The sequence below is a fragment of the Rhodobacter sp. SY28-1 genome (genome assembly GCF_005222785.1).
Lineage (GTDB): Bacteria > Pseudomonadota > Alphaproteobacteria > Rhodobacterales > Rhodobacteraceae > Tabrizicola.
The window spans coordinates 335647-357680 of the sequence record NZ_STGH01000003.1; the positions used below are offsets into that span (position 1 = coordinate 335647).

The window sequence follows — 22034 nt, forward strand, 5'->3', positions numbered from 1 at the left end:
GCCGACCCGAAGGCCGGCCCCTGCAATTCCTGAATGGAGATCCGGCTTATTCCTGCGCTTCGCCCTCGGCCGGGGCAGCTGCGGCTGCAGCCGCGTCTGCCGCGTCGTTCGCCGCAGTCACGGCATCGTAGCCTGCGGTGAAACCCTTCAGCGAGACGGTCAACTCGACCTTCTTGTCGGGCGAGACGAAGGGCACGATGGAGATCAGGGCATTCGCGCCCTGTTTCATCTGCGCGATCTCTTCGGCGGTAAAGCCGATGCGGGCGACGCAGCCGATCTGGGTGCAGAAGGTGAAGGGATAGGCCTTGGGCTTGCCCGCGTCGATCTGCATCATCATCCCGGCGGTCAGCAGGGTTTCCAGCGGAGCGATGAAAGTCGCCCCGGCAACGGCCGGGCCCTCGGAGCCCTTGGGCAGGTTGAACATGGTGAACTCGGCGACCGAGTTGCCTTCCTGGTCCTTCAGAAGCACGTAAAGCTGACAGGGGTCGACGCCGGATTCGGTGCGGACGCAGCGCTGTTCCCAGGCTTCGAAGTTGGCGGCGGTGTAGTTGCTGCCCGGGCCGTCTGCAGTGCCGACCTCTTGCCCAAGCGCCAGGTTGTCGGCGGTGGCCGCGTCGGCGGCGACGGGGGCCTCGCCTTCAGCGGGGGCTTCGGTCGTCTGCGCCGCCAGCGGGGCCGCGGCCAGGGCAAGCAGGAGGGCGAGTGTCGTGCTCGTGGTCTTTGCCATCTTCGACATTTCCTTTGGTCGGTCGATTGTCTGCGGGGTCTCTAGCATGGCGACGGACCCGAGTCAGGTGCGAAAAACGTGGCCCGGCGTGGTTCTGCCCGAGGGTCCGGAACAAATGAAAAAGGGCCGGGAAGGCCGGCCCTTTTTGTATCTTGTTTTTTGCTCCCTGTCGGACTGGCCGACTTCATGGGAAGGGACGCTACGGCGGAAAGGTCTGGCCGTCAACGGGTTCTTTTGCGGAACGCGGCAGAAAAAAACCGCGCCTTTTCAAGGGCGCGGCCAGTCAACAGGGAGGAAGTCACCGTCAGTCCGCAGGCAGCACCTGGGTCTGACCAGTTGAGTCTGGCAGATTGAAGTTAACAATGTATGTTTGGCCCGGTGAGTGTCAGGGTCCCGACCTCAGGGGCCTTTCAACCGTGAGTTGCAAGAGGCGAACGTGACAGATCAGGCGGCACAGGCGGACAGCATTTTCGTGGGCGGCGGTGGTGAGGGCTATGCGGTTCCGCAGCGGCTCTTGCTGAAATACGGCAACCGGCACGGGCTGATTGCCGGGGCGACAGGGACCGGCAAGACGGTGACGCTGCAGATCCTGGCCGAGGGTTTTTCGGCGGCGGGCGTCCCAGTGTTCATGGCCGATGTGAAGGGCGATCTGGCGGGGCTGGCGGCTTCGGGGTCGGCGGAGGCGAAACTGCACGAGGCTTTCACCAAACGCTCGGCGCAGATTGGACTGGACCTGCAGTATCGCGGCTTTCCGGTGATCTTCTGGGACCTGTTCGGCGAGAAGGGCCATCCGGTCCGGGCGACGGTGGACGAGATGGGGCCGCTTTTGCTGTCGCGGTTGCTGGAACTGTCCGAACCGCAGGAAGGCGTGCTGAACGTGGCCTTCCGGCTGTCGGACGAGGAAGAACTGCCGCTGCTGGACCTGAAGGACCTGCAGGCGCTGCTGACCTTCGTGGCCGAGAATGCCGAGGCGATCTCGGGCCGCTACGGGCTGGTGTCGAAGGAATCCGTGGGCGCGATCCAGCGGCGGCTTCTGGTGCTGGAGAACGAGGGCGGGGCGGCGCTGTTCGGCGAACCGGCGCTGGATCTGGCGGATCTGATGACGGTCGATTCCAGCGGAGCGGGGCGGATCAGCATCCTTGCGGCGGACCGGCTGATGAATTCGCCCCGGCTCTATGCGACCTTCCTGTTGTGGCTTCTGTCCGAACTCTTCGAGGCGCTGCCCGAGGTGGGCGATCCGGACAAGCCGAAGCTGGTGTTCTTCTTCGACGAGGCGCATCTTCTGTTCACCGACGCCCCGAAGGCGCTGATTTCCAAGGTGGAACAGGTGGCGCGACTGATCCGGTCGAAGGGGGTGGGAGTCTATTTCATCACCCAGAACCCGGCGGATGTGCCGGATACGATCCTGGGCCAGCTTGGCAACCGGGTGCAGCACGCGCTGCGCTCCTTCACGGCGAAGGACCAGAAGGACCTGGCCAAAGCGGCCGAGACCTACCGGCCGAACCCGCGCTTCAAGATCGACGAGGCGATCCGCGACGTGGGCACGGGGGAAGCCGTGACCTCGCTGTTGGAGGCCAAGGGTATCCCGGGGATTGCCGAGCGGACGTTGGTCCGGCCGCCCTCCAGCCAGCTGGGGCCGCTGGACGCTGCGGCGCGGGCGGCGGTGATGGCGGGCTCGCCGGTGGCGGGGAAGTATGAAAAGGTCCTGGATCGTGAAAGCGCCTATGAAAAGCTGAGGGCGCGGTCCGAGGCGGCGGCGCGGGATGCGGCAGAGGCGGAAAGCCGCCAGGCGGAGGAGAAGCGCGAGTTCGAACGCGCGCGGCGCTATGATGCGGACGGCTATGCTGCCGACAAGCCAAAGAAGACCAGCACCTCCAGCCGGTCGGATTCGATTGGCACGGCCTTTGCGAAAAGCTTTGCCCGGCAGCTTGGCACCAAGTCGGGGCAGGCGCTGGTGCGGGGCATCCTCGGCTCGATCTTCGGCAAGCGGTAGGGCGTTGAGGCGGCGTCCGTAATCGTTATAGTGGCCCGGTATCGGGAGGAAAACATGAAACGGTCACGCATCAACGACATCATGCGCGCGGCGGATCACATGATCCGGCATTACGGCTTTGTGCTGCCGCCCTTCGCCAACTGGTCGCCCGACCAGTTCAAGGCGCGCACCGATGCCGGTGCAATTGTCGAGGCGCGCTGCGGCTGGGACATCACCGATTACGGACAGGGCCGGTTCGACGAGATGGGCCTGTTCCTGTTCACTTTGCGCAATGGGCGGCTGGCCGACCTGCAGCGGGGTGGCGGCATGTGCTATGCCGAAAAGCTCCTGATTTCCCGGCAGGATCAGCTGAGCCCGATGCACACCCATGTCATCAAGGCCGAGGACATCATCAACCGGGGCGGGGCCACGCTGGTGGTGGAGCTTTACGGGTCCGACGACAAGGGCAACTTCGCCTGGGACAAGGGTGGCGTCGTGCGCTGCGACGGGATCGAGCGGGCTTACAAACCCGGAGAGAAGCTGACCTTCGCTCCGGGCGAGAGCGTTACGCTGATGCCGGGCGACTGGCATGCCTTCTGGGGCGAGGGCGGCGATGTCCTGATCGGTGAGGTCTCGACCGTGAATGACGACCTGACCGACAACATCTTCCGCGAGCCGATCGGCCGCTTTGCTGAGATCGAGGAGGACGAGGCGCCCTGGCACCTTCTGGTCAGCGATTACGACCGCTGGCTGAAGTGATCAGGGACTGAAATGCAAAAGGGGGCGCCTGCTGGCGCCCCCTTTGTCATTCCGGACCCGGTTCAGTTGCCGGGTGGGCAGGTGCCGTTCACCAGCGGAACCTTGCAGGCCGGTGCGGCCGGGTCGGTCGCGGTGGTCGTCGTCGGAGCCGCGGCCGGAGTGGGGGTTGCCGGGGTGCCCACGGCGATGGACGGGGGCGGAAGCACGGTCAGCGCGGGCACGGCGCCGGCCGGGATCACCGTTTCGGCGGCCTTCGGCTTGGCAGCAACCTTCGGAGCGGGCGGCTTGGGAATGTAGAGGCCCTTCGGCATTTCGCCCGAGGCGGTCAGCACGATCACCTTCTCGCCGCCCTGGATGCGGCCGTAGAGGTCGATGACGTCCTGGTTGATCATCCGGATGCAGCCGGATGAGGCGTTGCGACCGATCGACTTCCAGTCAGGCGTGCCATGGATGCGGTAGCCGTAATCCTTGCCGCCCGAGGTCAGGTAGATCGCACGCGCGCCAAGCGGATTTGTCGGACCGCCGGGCTGGCCGTTTTCCCATTTGGCAAGCTTCGGATCGCGGGCGATCATTTCCTTGGGCGGGGTCCAAGTCGGCCAGGGCTTCTTTTCCGCCACGATGGCCTCGCCCGACCATTCGAAGCCAGCGCGACCCACGGAGATCCCATAGCGGATCGCCTTGTTCTTGCCGACGACGTAGTACAGCAGCCGCGATTTCGGGTTGATGATGATGGTGCCGACAGGCTGGTCCGTCTCATACGCGACGACCTGGCGGCGATGGGTTTCCGGAATCTGCTCGACCGGAAGTGCCGGGATGGAAATCCCGGAGTCCATGGTCGCGACATAGACGTTCTCGTCTGCCTTCGGCAGGGGCTGCGTGCTGGCCGTGGGGCCAGCCGCCGGATCGACGCAGGCGGCCACGAAGGCAAGTGCAAGGAGAGCAGGGGTCAGGGCGGCGTGACGAAGAAAGCGACGCGAAGTCTTGAGCATAACCGATCCATATCCAAATGTACCTGCCGACAGCACGCCGCAGGCGCCTTTCAGTGCACGCTAGACGAGCACTGTCCACAGGTCAAACCGTGGCCGCTTTCGAATGCGATCACGCCACTGTGAATATTGCTGATTTTCCCCGGATAGTTGCCGACTCGCCGCAGGTTTGCGCCCTGGCTGAGGCAAAGTTCCGGATCAAAGCGTCGTGCGCAGCGACCAAAGCTCTGGGAAAAGCTCCACATCCAGCATCCGCCGCAGGTAGGCCACCCCCGATGTCCCGCCGGTGCCGCGCTTGATTCCGATCACACGCGCCACGGTTGTCAGGTGATTGAAGCGCCAGCGGCGGAAGTAGTCCTCGAAGTCCACCAGCTTTTCGGCCAGCTCATAGGCCTGCCAATGGGTCGTGGGGTCGCGGTAGACGGCGGCCCAGACCGCCTCGACCCCCGGCTGGGCGGTCCAGGGCTGGCGCAGGTCACGCGTCAGCACATCGTCCGGGACCGGGTGGCCCTGGCGGGCGAGGAAGCGGAGGGCTTCGTCATACAGCGGCGGGCGCGCAAGTTCGCCCTCCAGTCGTGCGGTCAGGTCGGGGCGGTGGGCGTGGGGTTTCAGCATCGCCAGGTTGCGGTTGCCGACCGCGTATTCGATCAGCCGGTATTGCCAGGACTGGAAGCCCGAGGACTGGCCCAGGCTTTCGCGGAAGGTCGTGTAGTCCGAGGGCGTCATGGTGCGCAGGACGTCCCAGGCCGAGTTCAGCTGTTCGAAGATGCGCGCCACGCGGGCCAGCATCTTGAACGCCTCCTGCACGCGGTCGGCGGCGATCATGCGCCGCGCGGCGTCCAGTTCGTGCAGCGCGAGGCGCATCCACAACTCGGAGGTCTGGTGCTGGATGATGAACAGCATCTCGTCATGGGCATCCGACAACGGCGTCTGCGCGCCGAGGATGCGGTCGATCTGCAGATAGTCGCCATAGGACATGCGGCCGTCAAAGGCCATCTGGGCGCCGTCCTCGGCGGGATTGAAGGGGCAGGTGGTCATCGGGATCTCCATCGTGAAAAGGGTTTTCAGCGGGGAGGATGAACCCTTTGGTCAAGGATCGACAGGTTGCCCATCCGGCGCCATTCGGCGACCCAGCCGGACGGTCGGCAGAGCGGGGGAAGCGTCAGTTCCCGCATGGCAGGCCAAGAGCGCGGCAGGTGCCAGGGGACAGTCGGCGGTCGGGACTGGCTGGGTCGGCGACCCCCATCTCACCGGTCCAGCTAAGTATTGCCCAGCCCATGCCCGCGGCTTCGGCAGCGCGGCGCTTGTCGGCGAGAAAGTCATGGTACCACTCCGGCGGCTGCACCTTGCCGAAGACGGTATTCATCGCGCCGAACTCTCCGAGCAGGATCCGGTCACGCGGGACGCCATGTGCGTCAGCCCAGGCGACGGCGACGTCGATGTCGTCGGTCGCGTAGCTGTCGGACATGGCGGCATAGTCCTGCACTTCGCGCATGATGGCCTCGATATCCGCGGTGCCCTCGGCTTCGGCCATGCGCGCGGCAGAGGATTCGATAACCTGCGCTACCGTTTCCGGCGTCATCCGGGACGGTGGATAGGCCAGGTCGGAAAGATAGCGCTCCGGTGCACCAGTCCAGCCCGCACCCTGATGACTGAAGGCGAAGGGGGCATAGCTGTGGAAGGTCCAGATCACGTTGTCATCAGCGATCAGTCCAGGGTCGAGCGATGCCAGCGCCTTGGCCTGGCCCCAGCAGGCGCCGGTCAGGATGATGGTAAGGTCGGACGCGGCGGCGCGGGCAGCGGCGTGGAGTTCGGCCTGCATCGCCGGCCATTTCGGCGGAGCGCCGGCATAGACGCCCTCGCAGTCGAAACTGGGCTCGTTCAGCAACTCCAGCGCCACGCGGTCCTGCGGCAACTCTGCCAGGCGCGCAGCGATGCGTCCGACCAGCGCCACATAGTCCGGGAAATGGTTGCCAAGCAGGCTTTCGATCCCGCCGACCTCGTCGCCGCGCGGCAGGGGATGCAGGTCGAGGATGACTTTGAGGTCCGCATCAAGCCCTATCCGCACTGCCTCTATCATGCCGTCGATCAGACGGTCCTGTTCCGCCCCCGGACCGGCGGCCAGGGCGGGACCGGGGTCGGTCGGCATGCGGATGAAGTCGAACCCCTGTTCGGAAAGCGCCGCGAACATCGAGGGCGTCAAGTGGCGGCGCCAGTCGGGGAAGACCGCCAGCGCCTCGGGGTCGGCCTGAAGCTCGGCGATCGAGCCCCAGTTGTACCAAAGTTCGCCGTTCAGTCCGCGCTTGAGCGTGATCGGCTCGGCCCCCGCAATGCCTGCAGACAGGGCAAAGATCGTCGTCAGGGCAGAGCGGCGCAGCATGGGGCGGTCCTTCGGTCAGGTGACGCGGGCGCGTTGCTTGAATTCCGGCTTGTCCCAGGTGCCGTAGTCCATGATCTTCGCCAGGATGGATACTGCCCGGGCGACGTCGTCCTCGTCGATATACAACGGCGTGAAGCCAAAGCGCAGGATGTCCGGGGCGCGGAAGTCGCCGATCACCCCTTCGGCGATCAGCGCCTGCATGATGGCATAGCCTTCGGGATGGCGGAAGCTGACCTGAGACCCTCGCATCAGATGCGACCGGGGGGTGGCCAGTTGCAGCATCGGGGCGCGGGTTTCGATCCCCTTGATGAACTGGTCCTGCAGCCGTAGCGACTGGGCGTGCACCGCGGCCAGGTCGACGCCATCCCAGACATCCAGTGCCGCCTCAAGTGCCGCCAGCTGCAGGACGGGCGGGGTGCCGACGCGCATCCGCTCTATCCCGGCACCGGGGCGGTAGGACAGGTCGAACGCGAAAGGTGCCTCGTGCCCCAGCCAGCCTGACAGGGCAGGGCGGGCGGTGTCGGCGTGTTTCGGCGCGACATAGATGAAGGCCGGGCCGCCGGGGCCGGAGTTCAGGTACTTGTAGGTGCAGCCCACCGCGAAATCGGCTTTTGCAGCAGTCAGGTCGACCGGGATCGCCCCCGCGCTGTGGGCAAGATCCCAGACGGTCAGCGCCCCCATCTCATGCGCGCGGCGGGTGATGTCGGCCATGTCGTGGCGGCGACCGGTGCGGTAGTCGACCTCGGTAATCATGGTCACGGCGACGGTGTCGTCGATTGCGGCCATCACCTCTTCCGGGGCCACGGTCTTCAGCCGGTACTGACCACCCAGCGTGCGACACAGACCCTCGGCCATATAAAGGTCCGACGGGAAGTTGCCGGTGTCGGACAGGATCACCCGGCGCTTGGGGTTGAGCTCCAGCGCCGAGGCGAGCGCTTGATAGACCTTGATCGACAGGGTGTCGCCCATGACCACGGTTCCCGGGCCTGCCCCGATCAGCCGGGCGATCCGGTCACCGATGGCCGCGGGTTGGGCCATCCATCCGGCCTTGTTCCAGCCGCGGATCAGCATCTCGGCCCATTCTTCGGTCATCACGCGCGCCATGCGCTCGGGCGCGGTCTTGACCATCGGCCCCAGCGAGTTGCCGTCCAGGTAGACGACCCCCTCGGGCAGGTGAAAGCGGGCCTTGGTCGCGGCGAAGTCGATGGGCATGGATCTGGTCCTTCGGGGTTCAGTGACTATTGCCGTGGCGGCAAAACAATTTCAAGCTTGAAATTTCTTCGGCTTGCCGATGGTTGTCGCCTGCGCAAGACTGCCGGGCATGAAGCATGACCGCCTTGTCGAGACCGGGACTGGCAGCCGGGCGGACCCGTTCGCCCCGGGCGTGGTGCGGTTGCGACAGGCGGTCCGGGCCCAGTTCCGCGCTGTCGTGGGCGAGGCTCCGGTCATCCTGCGGGTCGAACAGGGCCGCAAGGTCGTGCGGGGCGCGGTCGCGGGCGAGGTGGCGGCGGGTGGTCTTGCGCTTTTGCCCGCGGGCCTGCCGCTAGACGTTGAAAACCATCCGACCGCGGATGGCCCATACCGCGCCACGGCGATCCTGATCGGTGCGCAGATCACGACGCCAAGAGGGATGTCGCGGGGCCTGCACACCCAGGATGCGCGGGCAAGTGACGCCTTCGACCGGGCGCTGGATCTGCTGCGCCGACCGGCAGTGCCGCAGGCGATCCGCGATCATGCTGTGCTGGAGGTGTTGTTGTGGCTGGATGCGGTGGGTCTTCGACTGCCGCCACCCGCGCCGCCGCGCTTTGCCGACCGGGTCCGGGCGCTGGTGTCGGCTGACCTTGCCAGGGATTGGACGGCCGAAGCGGTGGCAGGCGCGCTGGCGGTCAGCGAGGCGACCCTGCGCCGCCGCCTGTCGGGGGAGGGCGGGTTTGCTGCCCTGCTGACCGATCTGCGGATGAATCGGGCCCTGGGGCTGTTGCAGGGCTCCGACCTGCCGGTGGCGGTGGTGGCGGCCGAGGTCGGCTATGCCTCGCCCTCGCGCTTCGCCCTGCGGTTCCGCGCGCGGTTCGGGCTGGCACCGGCGAAGATCCGGCAGGGCTGATCGGTCCGGCACCGCGATTGATCGGCGCGGCACGGCGGGGGCGGGGCACTTGCCGCTATCCTGGGCGCACCACAATCCAAGGAGTAACCCCATGTCCCTGCGTCTTGCCTTTGCCCTTTGCCTGGCCGCCGGTCCTGCCCTGGCCGAGATGACCCTGACCTCGCCCGATTTCGCCGATGGCGCGACGCTGCCTGCGGCGCAGGTCTTCAATGCCATGGGCTGCACGGGCGGCAATCTGTCGCCCGCACTGGAGTGGTCGGGCGCGCCCGAGGGGACGAAAAGCTACCTCCTGACCGCCTATGACCCGGATGCGCCGACGGGGTCGGGCTGGTGGCACTGGACGGTGGCGAACATCCCTGCCGGTGTGACGAGCCTCGCCGCCGGGGCCAGCGGCGCGGCGCTGCCAGATGGCGCGGTCGAAGGGCGGACGGATTTCGGGAGCCCCGGTTTTGGCGGGGCCTGCCCGCCGGAAGGCACGCCGCCGCACCGCTATGTCTTCACGGTCTACGCCATGCCCGAGGCGGCACTGCCGCTGGACGGAAACGCCTCGGGCGCGATGTTCGGCTTCTATGCCAACGCGATGGCGTTGGATCGGGCGGTGCTGACGGCGACCTATGGCCGCTAGGCTTGCAGCCGGTTGACGTAGCGTCTAGAGGGGCCGGAAAGGAGGCCCCTCCGTTGCGTTCCTTGGCTCGCGAGATCGACATCCCGCCCAGCTGGCTGGCGCTGCACATCGGCGCGGCCTGGATCTTGTCGTTGGTCTCGCCGGCCGTCTTCGGCGGCTGGGGCGCGGGCCTTGGAAAGCTTTTGGTCCTGATCGGCGTTGGGCTGATGGCCGCCGCCGTGGCGCAGATGGCGCTGGCGCGGACGACGGTGATCCCGCGCCGCAATCCGTCGTCTCTGGTGACCGGCGGGGTCTTCGCCTGGTCGCGCAACCCGATCTATCTGGCCGATGCGCTGATCCTGCTGGGCGCTGTCCTCTGGCTGGACGCGGTGCTGGCCCTTCCCCTGATCTTCAGTTTCGTCTGGCTGATCCAGTCCCGCTTCATTCGCGACGAGGAAGCGCGCCTGACCATGGCCTTCGGGCCAGAGTTCGACCTTTGGGCGGCGCGGACCCGTCGCTGGTTCGGGCGACGGGGGTAAATTGTGCTGCGGGCGCAAACGGGGTTTGAAATATTGTTGCGCGGTGATAAGTCCACTGGGTCAGTTTATGACTGCAAAACGACAAGCGGGGGATGCGGGTGAAGATAGGCGCTTTGACTGAGGTTTTCCCGGGCGAGAACCGGGTTGCGATGACGCCGGATTCGGCGGTGCAACTGGCGAAGCTGGGGCATGCGTCCTGCATCCAGTCCGGGGCGGGCGCGAAAGCCGGGTTCTCGGACGCGGCCTATGCGGCTGCGGGGGTCGAGGTGCTGCCGGATGCGGCCTCGGTGATCGCGGCGGCGGATGTGATCGTCAAGGTGCGGGGGCCGGATGCGACCGAGCTTGCCACCCTGTCGGACGGGCAGACGCTGATCTCGTTCTTCTGGCCCGCGCAGAATGCGGAACTTCTGGAAGCGGCGGCGAAGAAGAACCTCACCATCGTCGCGATGGACATGGTGCCGCGGATCAGCCGCGCGCAGAAGATGGACGCGCTGTCGTCGATGGCCAACATCGCGGGCTACCGCGCAGTGATCGAGGCCGGGAACAACTTTGGCCGCTTCTTCACCGGACAGGTGACCGCGGCAGGCAAGGTGCCACCCGCCAAGGTGCTGATCGTTGGCGCTGGCGTCGCGGGCCTTGCGGCCATCGGGACCTCGACCAGCCTTGGTGCAATCACGCTTGCCTTCGACGTGCGGCCCGAAGTGGCCGAGCAGATTGAATCGATGGGGGCGGAGTTCGTCTATCTGGACTTTGCCGAACAGGCGCAGGACGGCGCGGCGACGGGGGGCTATGCGGCGCCCTCGTCCCCCGAGTTCCGCGAGGCGCAGCTGAAGAAGTTCCGGGAACTGGCGCCGGACATGGACATCGTCATCACCACCGCGCTGATCCCGGGCCGGCCTGCGCCGAAGCTCTGGACCGAGGACATGGTCAAGATGATGAAGCCGGGCTCGGTCATCGTCGATCTGGCGGCCGAACGTGGCGGCAACTGCGACCTGACGGTTCCGGACCAGAAGATCGTCACCGACAATGGCGTGACCATCGTCGGCTACACCGACTTCCCCAGCCGGATGGCGGCACAGGCCTCGACGCTCTACTCCACCAACATCCGTCACATGCTGACGGACCTGACGCCCAAGAAGGACGGCATCATCCTGCACAACATGGAGGATGACGTGATCCGGGGCGCGACCGCGGCGCATATGGGGGCGGTCACCTATCCGCCGCCACCGCCGAAGGTGCAGGCCATCGCGGCCGCGAAACCGAAGGAGAAAGCCAAGGAGCTGACGCCCGAGGAACGCCGCGCCCAGGAAGTGGCTGCCTTCAAGGCGCAGACCCGGTCCCAAGTGGGCCTGCTCGCCATCGGCGGCGGCCTGATGCTGCTCGCGGGCCTTTACGCCCCGGCCAGCTTCATGAGCCACTTCATCGTCTTCGTGCTGGCGGTCTTCGTGGGCTTCCAGGTGATCTGGAACGTCTCGCATTCGCTGCACACGCCGCTGATGGCGGTGACGAACGCGATCTCGTCGATCATCATCCTGGGTGCCCTGATGCAGATCGGCTCGGGGTCCTTCCTCGTGATCCTGCTGGCCGCCCTTTCGGTCTTCATGGCCGGGATCAACATTTTCGGTGGCTTCATGGTCACCCGGCGCATGCTCGCCATGTTCCAGAAGTCGTAAGGGAGCGCGCGTCATGGCTTACGGATTTACCACGGCTGCCTATGTCGTTGCGGCTGTTCTCTTCATCCTCTCGCTGGGCGGGCTGTCCGGCCAGGAAAGCGCCAAGCGCGCGGTCTGGTACGGGATCGTCGGCATGGCGCTGGCGGTGGCGGCCACGCTTTACGGGCCGGGCTTCGGCCTCTGGTGGCTGTCGGTCGCCCTGATCGCGGGCGGCGGGGCCATCGGCTGGATCGTCGCCAAGCGCGTCCAGATGACCGAGATGCCGCAACTGGTGGCCGCGATGCACAGCCTCGTCGGCCTTGCGGCGGTGTTCATCGGCTTCAACACCCATATCGAGATGATCCGCATCGCCGGGATGGACGAGGCCGCGCGCTCTGCCTTGACCGGCTTTGCCGCGACCGTGGCGCACAAGACCGGGGTCGAGATCGCCATCCTGCGGATCGAGACCTTCCTGGGCGTCTTCATCGGCGCGGTGACCTTCACCGGCTCGGTCATCGCCTTCGGGAAACTGGCAGGCAAGGTTGACGGCAAGGCGACCAAGCTGCCGGGCGGGCATCTTCTGAACGCGGCGGCGGCGGCGATTTCGATCATCCTTCTGGTGGTCTACCTGCAGTCGGGCTCATCGCTGGCGCTGATCGTGATGACCTTGGCCGCGCTCTTCATCGGCTATCACCTGATCATGGGGATCGGCGGCGCGGACATGCCGGTCGTCGTTTCGATGCTGAACAGCTACTCGGGCTGGGCGGCGGCGGCGATCGGCTTTTCGCTGTCGAACGACCTTCTGATCGTCGTCGGCGCGCTGGTGGGTTCCTCGGGTGCGATCCTGTCCTACATCATGTGCAAGGCGATGAACCGGTCGTTCATCAGCGTGATTCTGGGCGGCTTTGGCGGCACCACCGGCCCGGCGATGGAAGTCACGGGCGAGCAGATCGCCATCGACGCCGAAGGTGTCGCGGCGGCGCTGAACGATGCCGACAGCATCATCATCATCCCGGGTTACGGCATGGCGGTGGCGCAGGCGCAGCAGTCGGTCAGCGAACTGACCCGCAAACTGCGCGCAAAGGGCAAGAACGTCCGCTTCGCGATCCACCCGGTCGCGGGGCGTCTGCCCGGCCACATGAACGTGCTTCTGGCCGAAGCGAAGGTCCCCTACGACATCGTGCTGGAGATGGACGAGATCAACGAGGACTTCCCAGAGACCGACGTGGCCATCGTCATCGGCTCGAACGACATCGTGAACCCCGCCGCGCAGGAAGACCCGAACAGCCCCATCGCCGGGATGCCGGTGCTGGAGTGCTGGAAGGCGAAGCAGGTCTTCGTTTCCAAGCGCGGGCAGGGGACGGGCTATTCGGGGATCGAGAACCCGCTGTTCTACAAGGAGAACACGCGGATGTTCTATGGCGATGCGAAGAAGTCGCTGGATGCCCTCTTGCCGATGATCGAGTGAAATAAGTAGGGCGGGCAAATTGCCCGCCCTTCCGTCTTATTCCTTCCGCGAGGCGCGCTTCCGCTCGTTCGGGTCAAGCTCGCGCTTCCGCAGGCGGATGATCTTCGGCGTCACCTCGACCAGCTCGTCGTCGTCGATATAGGCAATCGCCTCTTCCAGGCTCATCTTGATATGCGGGGTCAGGCGGACGGCTTCATCCGTTCCGCTCGCGCGGACGTTGGTCAGCTTCTTGCCTTTCAGCGGGTTCACTTCCAGGTCGTTGTCCCGGCTGTGTTCACCGATGATCATGCCGACATAGACCTGTTCCTGCGGGCCGATGAACATGCGGCCACGCTCTTCCAGGTTCCATAGGGCATAGGCCACGGACACCCCGGCCTCGGTCGAGATCAGCACGCCCTGGCGGCGACCCTGGATCGGGCCCTTGTGCGGCGCGTGACCGTGGAAGATGCGGTTCAGGACCCCTGTGCCGCGCGTGTCGGTCAGGAACTGGCCCTGGTAGCCGATCAGCCCACGGCTGGGCACATGCGCGATGATCCGTGTCTTGCCGACGCCCGCAGGCTTCATCTCCACAAGGTCGCCCTTGCGTTCGCCCGTCAGCTTGTCGATGACGGCACCCGAGTATTCGTCGTCGACGTCGACGATGACTTCCTCGATCGGCTCATGCCGGACGCCGTCCATATCCTTCATGATGACGCGCGGACGCGAGATCGACAGCTCGAACCCTTCGCGGCGCATGTTCTCGATCAGAACGCCCATCTGCAGTTCGCCGCGACCGGAGACCTCGAAAGCCTCGCCGCCGGGGGTGTCGGCGACCTTGATCGCGACGTTGACCTCGGCCTCTTTCATCAGCCGGTCGCGGATGACGCGGGATTGAACCTTGTTCCCGTCGCGTCCTGCCAGGGGCGAGTCGTTGATCCCGAAGGTCACAGTGATGGTCGGCGGGTCGATGGGCTGCGAGGGCAGCGCGGTATCAACCTCCAGCGCGCACAGCGTGTCGGCAACGGTGGCCTTGGTCATGCCGGCCAGGGTGACGATGTCGCCGGCAACAGCCTCATCAATCGCGGTCTGGGTCAGGCCGCGGAAGGCGAGGATCTTCGTGACGCGGAATTGTTCCAGCCGCTCGCCATCGCGCGACAGGGCCTTCAGCGAGGTGCCGGTGCCGATGCGACCGGATTCGACGCGGCCCGTCAGGATGCGGCCGAGGTAGGGGTCGGCGGAGAGGGTCGTGGCCAGCATCGAGAAGGGCTCGTCGACGCGGGCGAGGACCTTCGGCGCAGGCACATGGCGGACGATCAGGTCGAAGAGCGCCGACAGGTCCTTGCGCGGCCCGTCCAGCTCATTGTCGGCCCAACCGGCGCGGCCCGAGGCGTAGACATGGGGGAAGTCCAGCTGCTCATCCGTCGCGCCGAGGTTGGCGAAAAGGTCGAACACCTCGTTCAGCGCGCGGTCCGGTTCGGCGTCGGGCTTGTCGACCTTGTTCAGCACGACGATGGGGCGGAGGCCCAGAGCCAGCGCCTTGGTCAGCACGAACTTGGTTTGCGGCATCGGGCCTTCGGCGGCATCGACCAAGAGGCAGACCCCGTCCACCATGCTCAGGATCCGTTCCACCTCGCCGCCGAAATCGGCGTGGCCGGGGGTGTCGACGATGTTGATCCGCGTCCCGTTCCATTCGACCGAGGTGCACTTGGCCAGGATCGTGATCCCGCGTTCGCGCTCGATGTCGTTGGAATCCATGGCGCGTTCGGAAATCGCCTGGTTGTCGCGGAAGGCCCCCGACTGCTTGAGAAGCTCGTCCACCAGCGTGGTCTTGCCGTGGTCGACGTGGGCGATGATCGCGATGTTGCGCAGTTCCATGGGGTCCGTTCCTGTAGGGTTGGCGCGCCCTTACAGGAGTTTCGCGCGGCTGGCCAGAGGCTGTCAGGCGGCGATATAGCGGTCGCGGCGGTGGTTGACGGCCAGGAACAGCGAAAAGACGGCAGCGCCGAGAAAGCTGTAGGCCAGGGTGTCGAAGGGCAGGATCAGCGCGGCGGCGCCGAAGATCACCACGTCGGACAAAAGCTGCGCATGACCTGCCGGAAAGCCGGTGCGGTCCTGGAGTTCGATCCACAGGACCGACAGCCCGCCGAAACTGCCGCCGTGGCGGATGGCGGCAAGGGCCGCGATGCCGAAGAGCAGGCCGAAGAGGATGGCGGCCACGGTGGGCTCGATCCGGCCAAGTTCGATCCAGTTCGGCAGGACGGCGACGAGCGCGGAAAGTGCGGCAGTGGTGACCAGCGTCTTCAGGGCAAACTTCGCCCCCATCCTGCGCCAGGCGAGGCCGAGGAAGGGCAGGGTGACTGCGAAGTAGACGGCGGGGAAGGGCAGGCCGGTCATATGGGCGATCAGCACCGCAAGGCCGGTGGTCTGGCCGGTGACAAAACCCATATGGGTCAGGATATGCATGCCAAGCGCGGCCATGGTGACGCCGAAGGCGATGCCCTGGGCATCATCAAGACTGCTGTGGTGCGTGGCGGGTTTCATGGGTGCACTCTAGCATCGACCCGCCATTAGGTCAATATATATGACCTAATGGCATGCAACACCATTCCCAGGCCCGAATTGTCGATCAGTTGGCGACGAGCGACCTTGCTATCCAAGATTGTTGAAACACAACCAAAGAATGCATTAACGAAATTTTAGTAAAGTTTAATGCAGTCGAAAGAAATAAAATTCCAGACCTGTGAAACTTTCCCGGTGGACCGCTCGTATCTCTGAGCACGGATCGAATGAACGGTCCGGGATCGCGGGTCTGGCAAGGTGGGTCTGGGGCGTCACACCGGTCCACGGAAAGCCAAGGCGAACGGGGCCCGCCGGTCACCACGACGTTTGCGCAGAAAGGTGTTGCCATGTGGTTTGAAGCAATTGGAAAGGTAAAGCAGTCGCAGCCTGGAAAGTTCATCCTGGGCTGCACCGGCGCCTCTGCCATCATCCTTGCCGTCGGGTTGACGGCCGTTCCGGTTCAGGCTGGTCTGCTGGACGGGCTTGGTGTCGATGTCGATGTTGGCAAGGGCGGCGTCGACGTGGACGTTGACCTCGGTCCGGCCGATGTTGATGTCGATGTCGGGCTGGACCGGGGTGGCCTTGACGTCGGCGTGGACGTGGGCCTTGGCGGCGACGGCCCCGGAGGACCTGGAGTCAATCCTGGCGACCCGACGGGTCCTGGCGGTGTCATCGTCGATGACGACGGTCTGCGTCGGGCCGCGCGCAATGCCGTCGCGACGGGCGCCATGGCCTGTGCAAAGGACGGAAATGAGACCGCCTACAACGGCTTTCTGGTGCGCGACCGCAACGGCGCGGCTTTCGGCTGGATCCATGAGGCAACGGTTTCGCCCAACGGAAAGCTGGTTTCGGTCCGTCTGCAGACCTCCGGAAACTCCTGCTACAAGCTGTCGAACGCCAGCTTCCGCATCAAGGGTGACGAAGTCTGGACGAACGCCGACGCGATGAAATTCCGGTGAAATGAAAGGGCCCGGCGCAGCAGCGCCGGGCCCTGAAACTGAAGGCCGCGGGGTCTTAGCCCTTCAGCGCCTTGTTCAGGTATTCGTCCACCTTTTCCAGGTAGCCCATCGTGGTCAGCCACTTCTGGTCCGGCCCTACAAGGAGGGCGAGGTCCTTGGTCATCCAGCCATCTTCCACGGCGTCCACGGTGACCTTCTCCAGCGTGGTGGCGAAACGCATCAGCGCCTCGTTGTTGTCCAGCGTCGCGCGGTGCTTGAGGCCCCCGGTCCAGGCGTAGATCGACGCGATGGAGTTGGTCGAGGTCGCCTTGCCCTTCTGATGCTCACGGTAGTGGCGGGTGACGGTGCCGTGGGCGGCCTCGGCTTCGACGATCTTGCCATCGGGGGTCATCAGGACCGAGGTCATCAGACCCAGCGAACCGAAGCCCTGCGCCACGATGTCGGACTGCACGTCGCCGTCATAGTTCTTGCAGGCCCAGACATAGCCGCCCGACCATTTCAGCGCCGAGGCGACCATGTCGTCGATCAGGCGGTGTTCGTAGGTAATGCCCTTGGCCTTGAACTTGTCGGCGAATTCCGCGTCGAAGATCTGCTGGAAGATGTCCTTGAAGCGCCCGTCATAGGCCTTGAGGATGGTGTTCTTGGTCGACAGATACACCGGCACCCCGCGCTGGAGGCCGTAGTTCAGCGAGGCGCGGGCGAAGTCGGTGATGCTGTCGTCAAGGTTGTACATGCCCATGTAAACGCCGGCGGAGGGGGCCGAGTAGACGTCCTTCTCGATCACCGTGCCGTCGTCGCCGACGAATTTCATCGTGAGCTTCCCTTTGCCGGGGAACTTGAAGTCGGTCGCGCGGTACTGGTCGCCAAAGGCGTGGCGGCCGACGACGATGGGCTGGGTCCAGTGCGGCACCAGGCGCGGCACATTCTTGCAGATGATCGGCTCGCGGAAGATCACGCCGCCCAGGATGTTGCGGATCGTGCCGTTGGGCGATTTCCACATCTGCTTCAGGCCGAATTCCTCGACCCGCTGCTCGTCCGGGGTGATCGTCGCGCATTTGACGCCGACGCCGTACTCTTTGATCGCGTTCGCCGCGTCGATGGTGATCTGGTCGTCGGTGCGGTCCCGCTCTTCGATCCCGAGGTCGTAGTATTTCAGGTCGATGTCGAGGTAGGGCAGGATCAGCTTTTGCTTGATGAAGTCCCAGATGATCCGGGTCATCTCGTCGCCGTCGAGCTCGACGACGGGGTTGGCTACCTTGATCTTCGACATACGCGCCTCCTGTGGATTCGGTTGGAGGCTGCATAGCCGAAAAGCCACGGCTTGGGAAGTGCGGTATGCGATGGTATACCAAGGGATCGGTAGGGGGGCTAGGCCGTGATCACCTCAATAGGTGCGTAGGGGAAGTTCACGCCTGCCTCCTTGAGAGATGCAAGATGCGTCGCGACGTCGAGGCGAAAGTAGGCCGTTTGTCTAAAGGCGAACACCACCGGGGGTTCTGGCAAAGCGAAGCAAAGCCGGGTTGGTTCGATTTCCGATCGCACGTCGAATCCCACCGCACGGAGTTCGCGATCCGAGCCGTAGACCAATCCAGTTTCAAGGGGTTCAGGGCAGTCCTTTTGGGTTTCTTCACCCCGTTCTACCATCGTTCCATGAATGTGGTATTCGGGTTTTGGCACGCGCATGAAGGATGACTTCGCGTAGATGAGGGCGGAGTTGTCGGTGTTATGCCACTGTAAATGCTGACGCAGACGGCCAATCCGAAAGTCCCTAGACCTTTTGCCAAATGCTGCCGAAATCAACTGCACGTCGGAGATCGCCCCAATCGCAGATTCGCCGAGGAGTTCGAAGGCCTCTGAGGACAACAAGCAGAGATTGCACTGGCAGTCGAAGTAGAAGTGGAAGGGTCGAACAGCGTTTCGGGCAACGAGTTCCTTCGCTGGCGCAAGAAATTGCCGCCAGTCGCTACCCATGGGCGGATGCGGGTCGATACCCCAGTTGTCCGGGATACCACCCAGAAGACTCTTTTCCCAGTCGATTGTGATGCCGACGCGCCCAAGAACAGAGTCACTTACTTTTGACGCAACGTATCTTGAGGTCATTGATCCTCCGAGATATAGGCAAAAATGGCTGCATTACGCAAACCAGGGCCGGGCTTTCGCTCTGACCCACTCCCACAACGCAGGCGCGCCCTTGGCGATCTTGGAGCCTACGCGGGATTCCAGCTGGTCGTAGGTCACGTTGTAGGTCGCCCAGGTCCCACCGCCCGACATGAGGTTCGCCATCACCGGCTGGATGCGGTCGAGCGACTTGGCGAAACGTGCGTCGGCGGTCTCGGCGGCCTCGAACTCCTCCCAAAGCGTGCGCAGGCTGGTGGCAAGGTCGGGGGGCAACAGACCGAAGATGCGGTCGGCGGCTTTTGCCTCGGCGGCTTGCGTCTCGACGCTCGCATGCGCCTGGCCGTTCTGCGAATGGATCGGGACGTCGCCCACGTCGATCTCCACCAGGTCGTGGATCAACAGCATCCGGATCACCCGGTTGATGTCCACGCCCGGCCCGGCCTGATCGGCCAAGACCAGTGCATATAGCGCGAGGTGCCAGGAATGTTCGCCCGAGTTCTCCAGCCGCGACCCATCGACCGTGGTCGTGGCGCGCATGACATGTTTCAGCCGGTCGGCCTCGTTCAGGAAGGCGAACTGGGCCTCAAGCCGGTCGGTCACGGTCAATGACCAGAGCCGATCGGTTCGATCTCGGGCGGGGCTTCCGGAGCTTCGGGCGCGACACCGCCGCCCCGCTTGGCGGCGAGCGCGCGTTCCAGGAACTCGCGGCCCCGGCGTTCGGCCAGGCGGACGCGGATCGAGGTCATGTAGGCCTCCTGAAAGGTCGGCGAGGCCGCCATCAGGATCTCGCTGACCTTTTCGTAGAACCGGTCGTCGCCCAGTTCGGCCTCGGCGGCCAGCACGTCGTCGGCCAGCTTGTCGGCCATCATCTGCAGCGCGGACATTAGCGAGTGGCCTCCGTCATCCTCCGACGGACATAGTCGGAGACCGTCTGGATCATCGGTTGCATATGCGCCTCTTCGTCCTTGAAGAAGTGGTCTGCGCCCTCGATCTCGGTATGGGTGATGGTGATCCCCTTCTGCTCATGCAGCTTGTTCACCAGCGACTTGGTGTCCTTGGGCGGCGCGACCTTGTCGGCGGTGCCGTTGATGATCAGTCCCGAAGACGGGCAGGGGGCGAGGAAGGAGAAGTCGTAGAGGTTCGCGGGCGGCGCGACCGAGACGAAGCCGGTGATTTCCGGCCGCCGCATCAGCAGCTGCATGCCGATCCAGGCGCCGAAGCTGAACCCCGCGACCCAGCATTGCTTGGAGTTCTGGTTCATCGCCTGCAGGTAATCCAGCGCGCTGGCCGCATCCGACAGTTCGCCAATCCCCTGGTCGTATTCGCCCTGGCTGCGCCCGACACCGCGGAAGTTGAACCGCAGGACCGTGAAGCCCAGGTTGTAGAAGGCGTAGTGCAGGTTGTAGACAACCTTGTTGTTCATCGTCCCGCCATAGGCAGGGTGCGGGTGCAGCACGATGGCGATCGGCGCATCGCGGTCCTTCTGGGGATGGTAGCGGCCTTCCAGGCGTCCGTCGGGGCCGGCAAAGATAACCTCGGGCATTGGACTCTTCTCATGCAGGAGCGATTTCTTGACGCTTTCGCTCGGCTAAACTAGAACCGTTCTAAAGCGGGATCGGGCCGCAAAAGGCCGGACCCGACTTTTCGGGGCTTGACTGAGGTAATGTGCGCCGCGCGCGGCGTCAATGTGATTGCGATTCCCCGATGGGGAAGGGGGCGGCGATGAAACTATCGACCAAGGGGCGGTATGCGATGGTCGCGCTGGCGGATCTGGCGCTGGCCAAGGGCGACGATCTGGTCTCTCTCGCCGCGATCTCCAAGCGGCAGGACATCAGCCTGCCCTATCTGGAGCAGCTGTTCGTCAAGCTCCGCCGCGCCGGTCTGGTCGAGGCGGTGCGGGGGCCGGGCGGCGGCTACAAGCTGGCGCGCAGCCCGAACGAGATCCGGATCTCCGAAGTGATGGAGGCGGTCGAGGAAACCGTCGATGCCATGCACACCGGGGCCGGGGCAAGCGGAGGGCTGTCCGGGACCCGCGCGCAGTCGCTGACCAACCGGCTGTGGGAAAGCCTGTCCGCCAACGTCTATGTCTTCCTGCATCAGGTGCGCCTGTCGGATGTAGTGAAGAATGACCTGACGCCGTGCCCCGCCGTCCCGTCCCTGTTCCGCGTGGTGGATGAGGAATGACGCGCACCTACCTTGACTGGAACGCGACTGCGCCGCTGCGCCCCGAGGCGAAGGCGGCGATGATCGCGGCGATGGAGGTGGTGGGGAACCCGTCCTCGGTCCATGCCGAGGGGCGGGCGGCGAAGTCGCTGCTGGAAAAGTCGCGGGCGAAGATTGCGGCGGCCTTGGGGGCGGACGGGGCGGACATCGTCTTCACCTCCGGCGCGACCGAGGCGGCATCCTTGGCCTGCGCGGGCCGGGGGCTGGCCTGTGCGCCGGTCGAACACGATGCGGTCGCCGCGTGGTGTGAGGCTTCGCTGCCGGTGGATGCGCAGGGCAGGGTGACGGTCAGCGATCCGGGACGGACTGCGCTGCAACTGGCGAACTCCGAAACCGGGGTCCTGCAGGACCTTCCCCAAGGCCTTGCCGTCAGCGACCTGACCCAGGCCTTCGGCAAGGTGCCCTTTGCCTTCAACTGGCTTGGCTGCGACATGGGCCTTGTCAGCGCGCACAAGCTGGGTGGGCCGAAGGGCATTGGCGCGCTGGTGGTCCGGCAGGGGATCGACGTGCCCGCGCAGCTGAAGGGCGGTGGGCAGGAAATGGGGCGCCGCGCGGGGACCGAGAACCTGATCGGCATCGCAGGGTTTGCGGCTGCGGCCGAAGCTGCGGCGCGGGATCTGGCCAATGGCGTCTGGGACGAGGTTGCCGAACTTAGAAATATTCTAGAATCGGAGTTGTCCGCCGGATCAAAAGAAACTATTTCCGTCGGGAATGGTTCGCCTCGGCTGCCGAACACGCTGTGCCTGATCGCTCCGGGCTGGAAGGGCGAGACTCAGGTCATGGCGATGGACCTTGCAGGGTTCGCGGTTTCCGCGGGTTCGGCCTGTTCCAGCGGCAAGGTGCGGGCGAGCCGCGTCCTGACGGCGATGGGGTTCAATCCCGGGCTGGCGGGGCAGGCTATCCGGGTGTCGATCGGCCCCGGGGTAAGACAAGACGACGTGCTGCGGTTCGCCCAGATGTGGACCGCCGCCTATGCCAAGGCCCGCGCGCGGGCTGCCTGAAAGG

At 65.0% G+C, this 22034-nt stretch carries 22 protein-coding genes; 10 read left to right on the forward strand and 12 right to left on the reverse strand.

Translation table 11 applies throughout. From position 1 onward, the window contains the following. Window positions 1-46: 46 nt before the first annotated feature. Window positions 47-727 carry an invasion associated locus B family protein gene (locus tag E8M84_RS15790; RefSeq protein WP_240790418.1) on the reverse strand — a complete coding sequence of 227 codons (681 nt, stop codon included), beginning with the start codon at window positions 725-727 and terminating at the stop codon, window positions 47-49. Window positions 728-1163: 436 nt separating this feature from the next. On the opposite strand from E8M84_RS15790, the gene E8M84_RS15795 reads away from it, so the two are divergent. Together E8M84_RS15795 and E8M84_RS15800 are read left to right on the forward strand one after the other, a co-directional pair. Beyond that, complete coding sequence (locus E8M84_RS15795; RefSeq protein ID WP_137112175.1) at window positions 1164-2720, forward strand: helicase HerA-like domain-containing protein; 1557 nt, start codon at window positions 1164-1166, stop codon at window positions 2718-2720. Between the two features lie 54 nt (window positions 2721-2774). Then, on the forward strand, window positions 2775-3458 hold the full coding sequence (locus E8M84_RS15800) for a D-lyxose/D-mannose family sugar isomerase (RefSeq protein WP_137112176.1): 684 nt from the start codon (window positions 2775-2777) through the stop codon (window positions 3456-3458). 62 nt (window positions 3459-3520) lie between these two features. Here E8M84_RS15800 and E8M84_RS15805 read toward each other — a convergent pair whose 3' ends face one another. From E8M84_RS15805 to kynU, 4 genes are all read right to left on the reverse strand, one after another. Continuing rightward, complete coding sequence (locus E8M84_RS15805; RefSeq protein WP_205914631.1) at window positions 3521-4447, reverse strand: L,D-transpeptidase; 927 nt, start codon at window positions 4445-4447, stop codon at window positions 3521-3523. A 195-nt stretch (window positions 4448-4642) separates the two neighbouring features. After that, window positions 4643-5482: a tryptophan 2,3-dioxygenase gene (kynA, locus tag E8M84_RS15810; RefSeq protein WP_137112177.1), complete on the reverse strand. Its 840-nt coding sequence runs from the start codon at window positions 5480-5482 to the stop codon at window positions 4643-4645. A gap of 124 nt (window positions 5483-5606) precedes the next feature. Further along, complete coding sequence (locus tag E8M84_RS15815) at window positions 5607-6824, reverse strand: glycoside hydrolase family 5 protein (protein ID WP_137112178.1); 1218 nt, start codon at window positions 6822-6824, stop codon at window positions 5607-5609. 15 nt (window positions 6825-6839) lie between these two features. Continuing rightward, window positions 6840-8036: a kynureninase gene (gene kynU / locus E8M84_RS15820; RefSeq protein ID WP_137112179.1), complete on the reverse strand. Its 1197-nt coding sequence runs from the start codon at window positions 8034-8036 to the stop codon at window positions 6840-6842. A 109-nt stretch (window positions 8037-8145) separates the two neighbouring features. On the opposite strand from kynU, the gene E8M84_RS15825 reads away from it, so the two are divergent. The 5 genes from E8M84_RS15825 (at window position 8146) to E8M84_RS15845 (ending at window position 13191) form a co-directional block, all read left to right on the forward strand. After that, the gene (locus tag E8M84_RS15825; RefSeq protein ID WP_170971965.1) at window positions 8146-8928 is read left to right on the forward strand and encodes a helix-turn-helix transcriptional regulator; all 783 of its coding nucleotides are present in this window, start codon (window positions 8146-8148) and stop codon (window positions 8926-8928) included. A gap of 91 nt (window positions 8929-9019) precedes the next feature. Continuing rightward, window positions 9020-9553: a YbhB/YbcL family Raf kinase inhibitor-like protein gene (locus tag E8M84_RS15830; protein WP_137112181.1), complete on the forward strand. Its 534-nt coding sequence runs from the start codon at window positions 9020-9022 to the stop codon at window positions 9551-9553. A 53-nt stretch (window positions 9554-9606) separates the two neighbouring features. Then, window positions 9607-10071, forward strand: coding sequence for an isoprenylcysteine carboxylmethyltransferase family protein (locus tag E8M84_RS15835; protein WP_240790419.1), 465 nt, complete (start codon window positions 9607-9609; stop codon window positions 10069-10071). A gap of 98 nt (window positions 10072-10169) precedes the next feature. Next, window positions 10170-11744 carry a Re/Si-specific NAD(P)(+) transhydrogenase subunit alpha gene (locus E8M84_RS15840; RefSeq protein ID WP_137112779.1) on the forward strand — a complete coding sequence of 525 codons (1575 nt, stop codon included), beginning with the start codon at window positions 10170-10172 and terminating at the stop codon, window positions 11742-11744. A gap of 13 nt (window positions 11745-11757) precedes the next feature. Continuing rightward, window positions 11758-13191 carry an NAD(P)(+) transhydrogenase (Re/Si-specific) subunit beta gene (locus E8M84_RS15845; RefSeq protein ID WP_137112182.1) on the forward strand — a complete coding sequence of 478 codons (1434 nt, stop codon included), beginning with the start codon at window positions 11758-11760 and terminating at the stop codon, window positions 13189-13191. 36 nt (window positions 13192-13227) lie between these two features. Here E8M84_RS15845 and typA read toward each other — a convergent pair whose 3' ends face one another. Both typA and E8M84_RS15855 read right to left on the reverse strand, forming a co-directional pair. Beyond that, on the reverse strand, window positions 13228-15045 hold the full coding sequence (gene typA, locus E8M84_RS15850) for a translational GTPase TypA (RefSeq protein ID WP_137112183.1): 1818 nt from the start codon (window positions 15043-15045) through the stop codon (window positions 13228-13230). Between the two features lie 63 nt (window positions 15046-15108). Beyond that, the gene (locus E8M84_RS15855) at window positions 15109-15711 is read right to left on the reverse strand and encodes a YitT family protein (RefSeq protein WP_137112184.1); all 603 of its coding nucleotides are present in this window, start codon (window positions 15709-15711) and stop codon (window positions 15109-15111) included. 365 nt (window positions 15712-16076) lie between these two features. Here E8M84_RS15855 and E8M84_RS15860 point away from each other — a divergent pair, with 365 nt between their 5' ends. Beyond that, complete coding sequence (locus E8M84_RS15860) at window positions 16077-16688, forward strand: hypothetical protein (RefSeq protein WP_137112185.1); 612 nt, start codon at window positions 16077-16079, stop codon at window positions 16686-16688. A 55-nt stretch (window positions 16689-16743) separates the two neighbouring features. On the opposite strand, the gene E8M84_RS15865 is transcribed toward E8M84_RS15860, so the two are convergent. The 5 genes from E8M84_RS15865 to E8M84_RS15885 all read right to left on the reverse strand — a co-directional run bounded on the left by E8M84_RS15865 (window position 16744) and on the right by E8M84_RS15885 (window position 20349). After that, entirely contained in the window at window positions 16744-17958 is a 1215-nt protein-coding gene (locus tag E8M84_RS15865; protein ID WP_137112186.1) for an NADP-dependent isocitrate dehydrogenase, read from the reverse strand. 98 nt (window positions 17959-18056) lie between these two features. Then, window positions 18057-18788 carry a hypothetical protein gene (locus tag E8M84_RS15870; protein WP_137112187.1) on the reverse strand — a complete coding sequence of 244 codons (732 nt, stop codon included), beginning with the start codon at window positions 18786-18788 and terminating at the stop codon, window positions 18057-18059. Window positions 18789-18821: 33 nt separating this feature from the next. After that, window positions 18822-19406 carry an HD domain-containing protein gene (locus tag E8M84_RS15875; RefSeq protein ID WP_137112188.1) on the reverse strand — a complete coding sequence of 195 codons (585 nt, stop codon included), beginning with the start codon at window positions 19404-19406 and terminating at the stop codon, window positions 18822-18824. A 2-nt stretch (window positions 19407-19408) separates the two neighbouring features. Beyond that, a complete protein-coding gene (locus E8M84_RS15880; protein WP_137112189.1) occupies window positions 19409-19690 on the reverse strand; it encodes a hypothetical protein in 282 nt (93 codons plus the stop codon). Beyond that, window positions 19690-20349: an alpha/beta hydrolase gene (locus E8M84_RS15885; protein WP_137112190.1), complete on the reverse strand. Its 660-nt coding sequence runs from the start codon at window positions 20347-20349 to the stop codon at window positions 19690-19692. The genes E8M84_RS15880 and E8M84_RS15885 overlap by 1 nt, the downstream gene beginning before the upstream one ends. A gap of 179 nt (window positions 20350-20528) precedes the next feature. On the opposite strand from E8M84_RS15885, the gene E8M84_RS15890 reads away from it, so the two are divergent. Further along, window positions 20529-20990, forward strand: coding sequence for an Rrf2 family transcriptional regulator (locus E8M84_RS15890; protein ID WP_137112191.1), 462 nt, complete (start codon window positions 20529-20531; stop codon window positions 20988-20990). Beyond that, the gene (locus E8M84_RS15895; RefSeq protein WP_137112192.1) at window positions 20987-22030 is read left to right on the forward strand and encodes a cysteine desulfurase family protein; all 1044 of its coding nucleotides are present in this window, start codon (window positions 20987-20989) and stop codon (window positions 22028-22030) included. Before E8M84_RS15890 ends, E8M84_RS15895 begins: the two co-directional genes overlap by 4 nt. The last annotated feature ends 4 nt before the right edge of the window (window positions 22031-22034 follow it).